General features: G+C 73.1%; 2 protein-coding genes. Both read left to right on the plus strand.

Annotation, left to right across the window (positions count from 1 at the left end; translation table 11 throughout):
* Positions 1 to 92: 92 nt before the first annotated feature.
* A complete protein-coding gene (locus ACI3KX_RS21980; protein ID WP_404911081.1) occupies positions 93 to 1,094 on the plus strand; it encodes a glycerophosphodiester phosphodiesterase family protein in 1,002 nt (333 codons plus the stop codon).
* Positions 1,095 to 1,734: 640 nt separating this feature from the next.
* A partial coding sequence (locus ACI3KX_RS21985) for an ABC transporter ATP-binding protein (protein ID WP_404911080.1) occupies positions 1,735 to 2,812 on the plus strand: 1,078 nt, incomplete at its 3' end.

The raw sequence follows: 2,812 nt of genomic DNA on the forward strand, positions 1-2,812 counted from the left end.
CCCGGGCGCACCCCGGTGGCCGATGACGAGCGGTCTGCGGCGGGGCACCGTCTCAGCGTAGTGATCGCCCGCCCCGCCGCAGACCGCTCGTCATCGGCCACCGGGGTGCGCCCGGGTATCGCCCCGAGCACTCCCGGTCGTCGTACGCCCTCGCGTTCGCGATGGGCGTCGACGCCGTCGAGCCCGACGTCGTGGTCTCGAGCGACGGCGTGCTCGTCGTACGTCACGAGAACGAGATCTCGGGCACGACGGACGTCGCCGACCGGCCGGAGTTCGCGGATCGCCGCACCACCAAGACGGTGGACGGCGTCGAGCACACCGGCTGGTTCACCGAGGACTTCACGTGGGACGAGCTCGCTACGCTCCGCTGCCGCGAGCGGATTCCGCAGCTGCGGCCCTCGAGCGCGAGCTTCGACGACGAGCAGCCGGTGCTGCGGCTGCGCGATGTGCTGGACGCCGTGCGCGCCGCGTCGCTGGAATACGGCCGCGAGATCGGCGTCGTCCTCGAGATCAAGCACGCGACCTACTTCGCGACGTGCCTCGGCGCCGCAGGCGGGTGGGACATCGCAGCGCTCGTCGACGCCGAGCTGCGCGAGGCCGGCTGGGCCGGCGGCGAGCTGCCTCTCACCATCGAGGCCTTCGAGTCGACCGTGCTGCACGCGCTGAGGGAACGAGGCATCCGTGCGGCGTACGTCTACCTGCTCGAGGCCTCCGGCCGGCCGTTCGACCAGTTCGCCGCGCACGGCAAAGCGGCGCTGACCTACCGGCAGACCGCCGCGCCCGCGGGGCTCGACTCCCTCGTCGGAAAGGTCGACGGGATCAGCGTCGACAAGCGGATGATCCTCGCCCCCGACAAGCTCGGGCGCACCAGCGGGCCGTCGCCCGTCGTGGCCGACGCCCACGCCCGCGGCCTGCGCGTCTTCACATGGACGTGCCGACCCGAGAACCGCTTCCTGATCGGCCAGTTCCGCACGCGCGGAGGTCCGTCGGCGTTCGGCGACTGGGAGGCCGAGTGGAGCGTCATCCGCGACAGCGGGGTCGATGGCGTGTTCGTCGACCACCCCGATCTGGGGGTCGCGTTCTTCCGCGACTGACGCCCGCCCCGCAGCCCTCGCTTCGGGTGTCACGACATGTGGCCTCGTCGGCGGGGAAGCGGCATGTCGCGACCCCTGAGCGCCGCAGACCCTGCTTCGGGTGTCACGACATGTGGCCTCGGTCGCGACGTTGCCGCGTGTCGCGACCCCTGAGCCCGGAGCTCTCGCTTCGGGTGTCACGACATGTGGCCTCGGTCGCGACGTTGCCGCGTGTCGCGACCCCTGAGCCCGGAGCTCTCGCTTCGGGTGTCACGACATGTGGCCTCGGTCGCGACGTTGCCGCGTGTCGCGGCCCCTGGGCCCGGAGCTCTCGCTTCGGGTGTCACGACATGTGGCCTCGGTCGCGACGTTGCCGCGTGTCGCGGCCCCTGGGCCCGGAGCCCTCGCTTCGGGTGTCACGACATGTGGCCTCGGTCGCGACGTTGCCGCGTGTCGCGGCCCCTGGGCCCGGAGCCCTCGCTTCGGGTGTCACGACATGTGGCCTCGGTCGCGACGTTGCCGCGTGTCGCGGCCCCTGGGCCCGGAGCCCCTGCTTCGGGTGTCACGACATGTGGCCTCGGTCGCGACGTTGCCGCGTGTCGCGACCCCTGAGCCCCGTGGCGACGACGAGAACGGCGCGCCTGGTGGATAGAGTGAGCGCGTGACCACCCCCGGCATCGTCGTCCACGGTGTTCAGCGCTCCTTCGGACAGGTGCAGGCCGTGCGCAACGTGACGCTGCGGGCGCACGCCGGCCGGGTCACGGGGCTCGTCGGGCCGAACGGCTCGGGCAAGACCACGCTGCTGCTCATGCTCGCGTCGCTCCTCGCTCCCGACACGGGCTCCATCCGCATCGACGGCATCGATCCGGTCGCCGATCCGCAGGCGGCGCGTGCCGTGCTCGGCTGGATGCCCGACGCGCTCGGTGCGTGGAACTCGCTCACCTCGCGCGAGACGCTCACCGTGACGGCGCGGCTGTACGGGATGCCGACGGCCGTGGCATCCGCCCGCGCCGATGCTCTCCTGCACGAGGTCGGCCTCGTCGACCTCGCGGACGCCCCGGCGCGCGTCCTCTCGCGCGGACAGAAGCAGCGCCTGGGACTCGCGCGCGCACTCGTGCACGACCCGCGCGTGCTGCTGCTCGACGAGCCGGCGTCGGGACTCGACCCCCAGGCGCGCATCGAGCTGCGGCTGCTGCTGCGGCGGTTCGCGGCCGAGGGGCGCACGGTGCTCGTGTCGAGCCACATCCTCTCGGAGCTCGAAGAGGTCGTCGACGACGCCGTCTTCCTGATGGCGGGAGTCACCGTCGATCCGGCGCGCGTCGAAGCGGCGTCGCGCCGCGCACGCCCGTGGCGCGTGCGGCTTGCCGGAGCCGAGCCGTCCGCCGAGAGCCTCGACCGCGTGGCCGGTGCGCTGCGTGTTCCCGTGGAGAGTCTCGGCGTCGACCGCCGCGACATCGTGATGTCGTTCGAATCGGAGGATGCCGCGGCTGCGGCCCTGCGCGGCCTCATCTCGGCCGGGCTCGACGTCGTCGAGTTCGCCGCGGCGCAGGGCGCGCTCGAGCGCACCTTCCTGGACCTGGGTGAGGGGCGCCCTCCTCAGGCGCCGATGCCTTCCGCGCCGACGCCTCCGGCGGGCGCGCCGCAGACGCCGGTGCCGCCCGCATCCGCGCCACCGCCAGCGACGCCTCCTGCATCCGCGCCACCGCCCGCGACGCCTCCGGCATCCGAACCCCCCGCAC

It is taken from the genome of Microbacterium sp. ZW CA_36, from assembly GCF_044987475.1.
Lineage (GTDB): Bacteria > Actinomycetota > Actinomycetes > Actinomycetales > Microbacteriaceae > Microbacterium.